This is a genomic window from Bacillus sp. AFS073361 (assembly GCF_002567005.1).
In the GTDB taxonomy this organism is placed as follows: Bacteria; Bacillota; Bacilli; order Bacillales; family Cytobacillaceae; genus Neobacillus.
The window spans coordinates 593355-599688 of sequence record NZ_NUZU01000039.1 but is presented as its reverse complement, the minus strand read 5'-3'; the positions used below and the strand labels follow the sequence as shown (position 1 = coordinate 599688).

The 6334-nt window shown below is 41.0% G+C and carries 5 protein-coding genes; 2 read left to right on the top strand and 3 right to left on the bottom strand.

From position 1 onward, the window contains the following. Positions 1-81: 81 nt before the first annotated feature. Positions 82-801: a spore cortex-lytic enzyme gene (gene sleB, locus COJ96_RS23145; protein WP_098576132.1), complete on the bottom strand. Its 720-nt coding sequence runs from the start codon at positions 799-801 to the stop codon at positions 82-84. 246 nt (positions 802-1047) lie between these two features. Next, positions 1048-2493, bottom strand: a complete 1446-nt coding sequence (locus COJ96_RS23140) for a DEAD/DEAH box helicase (protein WP_098576131.1) — start codon at positions 2491-2493, stop codon at positions 1048-1050. A gap of 316 nt (positions 2494-2809) precedes the next feature. Here COJ96_RS23140 and desA point away from each other — a divergent pair, with 316 nt between their 5' ends. Together desA and COJ96_RS23130 are read left to right on the top strand one after the other, a co-directional pair. Continuing rightward, positions 2810-3844 carry a Delta(5) desaturase DesA gene (gene desA, locus COJ96_RS23135; protein WP_098576130.1) on the top strand — a complete coding sequence of 345 codons (1035 nt, stop codon included), beginning with the start codon at positions 2810-2812 and terminating at the stop codon, positions 3842-3844. Positions 3845-3935: 91 nt separating this feature from the next. After that, complete coding sequence (locus tag COJ96_RS23130) at positions 3936-4454, top strand: response regulator (RefSeq protein ID WP_098576129.1); 519 nt, start codon at positions 3936-3938, stop codon at positions 4452-4454. Between the two features lie 82 nt (positions 4455-4536). On the opposite strand, the gene COJ96_RS23125 is transcribed toward COJ96_RS23130, so the two are convergent. After that, positions 4537-6210, bottom strand: a complete 1674-nt coding sequence (locus COJ96_RS23125) for a ribonuclease J (protein ID WP_098576128.1) — start codon at positions 6208-6210, stop codon at positions 4537-4539. Positions 6211-6334: the final 124 nt, after the last annotated feature.

Here is a 6334-nt window from a genome sequence, read left to right as displayed (position 1 = left end):
TTCGAGTCCATTTAGGCCCATCATAAAAAACGACTTAGAAGTTTCTTACAACTTCTAAGTCGTTTTTTTTTTTTACATTCACTATTTACAAAAAATATGTTTACCAATCCTTTTGATTTGTGGCCGACTCCATATCCAACCACTTGTCGCGGTATCAGGATTAAAGTAATATATGGCTCCGCCACTAGGATCCCAGCCGTTGATGGCATCCATAACTGCTTTTTTCGCAGTCTCATTGGGTGTTAAATTAATTTGTCCATCTGCCACGGCAGTAAAGGCTCCTGGTTGATAGATGACACCTGCAACTGTATCTGGAAACGATGAGTGGCTGACCCGATTCAAGATAACTGCTGCAACAGCGACTTGCCCTGTGTATTCCTCACCACGTGATTCCCCGTAAACAGCGTTTGACATCAATTGAATATCATTTTGTGAGAAATTGCCTGTGACATTAGCTGAATTGTTACCTGATGAATTAGTTTTTTCATACTTTGTTGCTTTCACAATAGCTGCCTTTGTTTTAGCTCCTACAACTCCATCTACTGGAAGACCAAATTGGTCTTGAAAATTCCGTACGGCCCAATAGGTATTCCAGCCAAATACACCATCAATATTACTTGTATAAAAGCCGTTATATTTGAGTCGTGACTGCAACTCAATAACATCTTCTCCCGATGAGCCCCTTTGGAGCACTTGACTTGTAAATGCTAGTACGTCATTACTTTGTTCACTAGTGGTGATGAATACAACAAAAAGTACAATAAAAATCAGCCGTGTCTTAATGAAAGCTTTTTCTAGCAAAATATTGCCTCCTAAGAACAGTAATACCGTTATTTTCTTCAAAAATTATCCTCTTATGTAAGATGAAAAAAAGAATACCGCCCGATAGCGGTATCCAAATTACTAGAAATACAATCATATTGTCTCGCAACAGAGCCAGTAACAATTAAATTAGGAGCAACTACTGCATACCAGAACAGAGGGCATTTTATGTTAGGGTACAAATGAAAAGAACAATTATCATGGTTAATCGCTCTAAGTAAAATGTTATTTTAGGGCTTTGCTAACTTTAATTTTCTTTCCCTTAATGGTGGCATTCTCCATTGCCTGTAAGACGAGTGCGCCCTTGCCATTCAAAATATCAACATAGGTCATTTGATCCTGGATGGTGATAATGCCAATATCCTCGGCTGTGACACCAGGGATTTTTGCGATCGTCCCAACAAAATCGACTGCGCGCATCTTCTTCTTTTTTCCACCGTTGAAATGGAGCTTCATGATACCTTGGTTAATCCGAGCGGTTTTATTATTTCTGACGACACGGCGGCCGCCGCTTTTTTCTACAAATGCGTCTCTTCCCTTTGCAACTTCAGTTGGTTTTGGAGCCTCAACTTTCGGAATCTCAAAGCCAATATAGCGCTCAATCGCCCGAACAAATTTCCCTTCAAATGGCGTGGCAAAGGTAATCGCTTTTCCTTCATTGCCGGCTCGACCGGTTCTTCCAGTGCGGTGGACATAGCTTTCTTTTTCCATTGGGACGTCATAGTTGATGACGAGGGTGACATTATCAATATCAATTCCGCGTGCGGCCACATCTGTGGCGATGAGGTAGCGGAAATTTCCCATTTTGAAGCCATCCATTACCGCAAATCGATCTTGTTGTTCTAATCCGCCGTGAAGTCGTTCGCAAGAATAATTCGATTCTTCCAATTCGGAATAAACGGTATCGACATGTTCCTTTGTCCGGCAAAAGATAAGACAGCTATCTGGATTTTCGACAACCGTTACATCTTTGAGCAGGGAAAGTTTGTCTGCTTCCTTGACCTCGATTAACAGATGTTCAATCGTATCTGTCGTGACCCCGGCTGATGCAATTTCGATATTTACTGGATTTTTCATATATTTATGGCAGAGGTTTTCAACATCCTCCGGTAAGGTAGCCGAGAAGACCATGGTGACTCGGTTGGAAGGAAGTTCTTTTATGATCGCTTCGACTTCGTCGATAAACCCCATATTAAGCATTTCATCTGCTTCATCGATAATAAGATACTTTATTTCATCAAGAATGAGGGTCTCTCTGTCAATATGGTCCATGACGCGTCCGGGTGTTCCGACGACGACATGCGTTTTCTGCTGCAGTTCTTCTTTTTGCTTTGAAAAAGGTTCTTTCCCATAAACGGCCATGGCCTTAATCCGTTTAAACCTGCCAATATTCGTGATATCCTCGCGTACTTGAACCGCAAGTTCTCTCGTCGGGGTAAGAATTAATGCTTGTGGCTTTCTTTCTTCCCAGTTAATCATGTTGCAAACAGGGATCGCGAAGGAAGCCGTCTTACCACTGCCCGTTTGCGATTTTACAACCAGATCTTGATTCTTCAATGCCAAGGGAATGACCTCGGTTTGGACCTCGGTAGGTGTGTCATATTTTAAAATGGTCAGTGCTCTTGTGATTTCGTCACTTAAATGATAATCCGCAAAACTTACTTTACTCATGTATTAACCTCATTTATTAGTATTATCCGGCTTACCTTTAGGATTTCTCGCGAAGAAATATCATATGCATAAACTGAATACGCTCCATTATACTGGAAATACACCATTCACCCAAAATAATTTTTAAAATTATTTCAAAAAAAGTGCCTGACACCAGAAGTGTTGGTATATCTGGTGTCAGGCACCAATTTGCTGAAAAATATTATTGTAATGTGACATTTGTCATACCCTGCACATGACACCTGCTACTAACAAGGACAAACTTGTTTCTCTATACTTTGATATAACGACACGAAGAAGGAAGGGAATTCAAAAAATGACCTTACAAAATACGAAGACTCTAAAAAAACAAGTGGCTCCCTTTGAAAAATCAACGACAAAAGAAAGCGTATGGCAGATTATTAATACGGTCGTACCATTTATTGCCTTATGGTACCTTGGCTATTTGAGCCTATCCGTTTCCTATTGGTTAGCACTCGTACCAATCATCCTTGCTGCAGGATTTCTCACAAGGATATTTATCATCTTTCATGATTGCACCCATTATTCCTTTTTTAAAAGCCGGCGCACGAATCGAATCGTTGGCACGATGATGGGGGTACTAACGATCTTCCCGTTCGATAAATGGGGATATGAACATGCCGTTCACCACGCTACAAGTGGGAACTTGGATAAACGAGGTACAGGAGATATTTGGACATTAACAGTAGATGAATATTTAGCAGCACCACTAAAACTTCGTTTGGCTTATCGCTTTTATCGCAATCCTTTGGTAATGCTTGGGTTGGGTCCGATCTATGTGTTCCTTCTTAAGAATCGTTTTAATCGTAAAGGTGCAAAAAGAAAAGAACGTAATAACACATATTTAATCAATATGCTCATTGTAGCCTTAATCAGTTTGCTTTGTTTGGCTATCGGATGGCAGTCATTTCTCTTAGTTGAAGGCTCAATTTTCATGATTTCAGGCGCATTAGGTGTATGGCTGTTCTACGTACAGCATACGTTTGAGGATTCTTACTTTGAAGAAGATAAAGAGTGGGAATATGTGAAAGCAGCAGTAGAAGGAAGTTCATTCTATAAACTTCCAAAAGTATTGCAATGGTTAACTGGAAATATTGGCTTTCATCATGTGCACCATTTAAGCCCAAGAGTACCTAACTATAAATTGGAAGAGGCACATAAAAACACGCCTCCATTACAAAAGGTTCCAACAATTACCCTTGCTACAAGCTTAAAGTCTCTTCGCTTCCGTTTATGGGATGAAGAACAAAAAAACTTTGTAACCTTTAAAGAAGTTAGAGTTTTAGCAAAGAAAAAGTTCACTGTCCAACAAGTGAAACCGGAAATTTAACAACTAAGGGTCCCATTATAACAGGCTAGCTCCCCTTCATTAAGGGGAGTTGTTATTTACATAACAACTGCCGGATAAGGAGAGAGCTTACATGATTCGAATCGTTATTGCAGAGGATCAGGAACTGCTGCTTGGAGCAATGGGTTCTCTCTTGAATTTGGAAGAAGATATGGAAGTGGTCGGTCAGGCGAGCAATGGGGAAGAGGCGCTTTCACTAGTGCATCAACTTCAGCCTGATGTTTGTATTATGGATATAGAGATGCCTGAAATGAGTGGGCTAGAGGCAGCAGAAGCATTAAAGTCATTTGGCTGCAAGGTGATTATCCTAACTACCTTTGCGCGAAGTGGATATTATCGTCGTGCATTACGGGCGGAGGTAAGAGGGTTTTTATTGAAGGATAGCCCTAGTGATGAACTAGCCAATTCCATTCGCAGCATTCATAACGGGGATAAAATTTATAACGCCGAACTAATTGATGAAGACCCCATTGACCAAAAACAAGATATGGAAGTAATCCGCCAACACCACCTCAAAGAACATACAAAAATCAACACAGTCAAAAACTATCTCACCACTATACTAGATAAAATAAAATTACCAACAGGTTAAAAATGAAGGTAATTAAAACAATTAAAACATTGGGTGTCAGGCACCATGTGAAATTTTTTCACATGGTGCCTGACACCCTTTTTCATATTTCAATTATAATAGGGAGAATCATCGGTTTTCTTTTTGTTTGGGCGAATACGTATTGTCCGACGCTTTTCTTGATGTTTTGTTTCATGACATTCCATTGGCGGATATTTTCAGTTTGGAGGTCATTAATGGTTTTCTTAGTAAGGCGGTTAATCTCTTTGAGGAGCTGGTCTGAGTCACGGGCATAGACGAACCCGCGGGTAATCGTGTCAGGCCCAGAAATAATCTTCCGGTCTCCTTTACTAATGGTAATCACAATTACGAGCATTCCATCTTCAGAAAGCTGCCTCCGGTCCCTGAGCACAATGTCCCCAACATCGCCAACGCCCATCCCGTCAACATACGTATCCCCAGCTGGAATGGACCGGGTCTGACGGGCAACGGAATTTTCGATATCAACCACATCACCATTTTTAATAATAAATGTATTTCCCTTTTCTACGCCCACAGACTCTGCTAACATCTGGTGATGATGCAGCATTCGATATTCACCATGAATCGGAATAAAATAGGTTGGTTTCATTAAGGTAAGCATGAGCTTTAAATCTTCCTGATAACCGTGCCCTGAAACGTGCATGCCCGTTGAACTACCCGAGCCATAGATCACTTTAGCACCTAATTGAAATAAGTTGTCGATGATTCTCGACACATTTTTTTCATTGCCCGGTATTGGGGAGGCAGCTAAGATAACTGTATCCCCAGGATAAATGGAAACATCCCGGTAGTTTCCGCTTGCCAGTCGCGCAAGGGCGGCCATAGGTTCCCCCTGACTCCCAGTACATAGGATGGCAACCTTTTCCGGCGCCAGTTGGTCAACATCCCGTGCTTCGATGAGCATTCCCTCTGGCACGTTTAAATACCCGCGCTCTATCGCAACAGAAACGACATTTACCATACTACGGCCAAGCAGGGCGATCTTTCGATTGGATTTTATGGCAGAGGCGACGACCTGCTGGACACGATTTACATTCGAGGCAAACGTAGATATAAAGATTTTTCCTTCTGCTTTCATGAAGGCTTCATCTAAAGTGCCACCAATCATTTGCTCGGATGGCGTTAGCCCCTTACGCTCGGCATTGGTACTTTCTGATATTAAAACTAAGACACCTTGCTCACCAATATCAGCCATCTTATGAATATCAGAATGTTGATTATTCACTGGTGTTAAATCAAATTTGAAGTCCCCAGTATGAACGACATTCCCCTCAGGAGTATGAAAAACAATGCCGAGACAATCCGGGATACTGTGACTTACTCTGAAGAAGGAAACGGTTGTTTCTCCAAACTCAAGCTTGGAATCTGAATCAATCGTCACGAGTTTCGTGTTGCCATTCAACCTGTGTTCGTCAATTTTTAATTCAATCAGGCCCAAGGTAAAGCGGGTAGCGTAAATAGGAACGTTCAATTTTCTTAATATATACGGAATCCCGCCAATATGGTCCTCATGTCCATGAGTGACAATTAAAGCACGGATTTTCTCCTGATTTTCTACCAAATAAGTAATATCAGGGATAATTAAATCAATTCCTAATAAACTCTCATCTGGAAACTTCCCGCCGCAGTCAATAATAAAAATATCGTCTGCATATTGAACCACATACATGTTTTTTCCGATTTCATTGATACCGCCTAAAGCAAAAATGGATAATTGCTGATTATTGGTTTGCAAGTAAATATCCTCCCTATTCCATGTAAATATGAATAGTATGCCCTTTTGGTTGGACTTTATTGGAAAGGGAAAGTGAAAAATTTCAGTCAGGGTCCGAAAAATAAAAGGCTGTCAACAGTACGGA

What these genes read in the sequence shown, in the direction of transcription:
- COJ96_RS23140 (WP_098576131.1), bottom strand. Translation starts at nt 2,493, where the DNA reads ATGAGTAAAGTAAGTTTTGCGGATTATCATTTAAGTGACGAAATCACA.
- desA (WP_098576130.1), top strand. Translation starts at nt 2,810, where the DNA reads ATGACCTTACAAAATACGAAGACTCTAAAAAAACAAGTGGCTCCCTTT.
- COJ96_RS23130 (WP_098576129.1), top strand. Translation starts at nt 3,936, where the DNA reads ATGATTCGAATCGTTATTGCAGAGGATCAGGAACTGCTGCTTGGAGCA.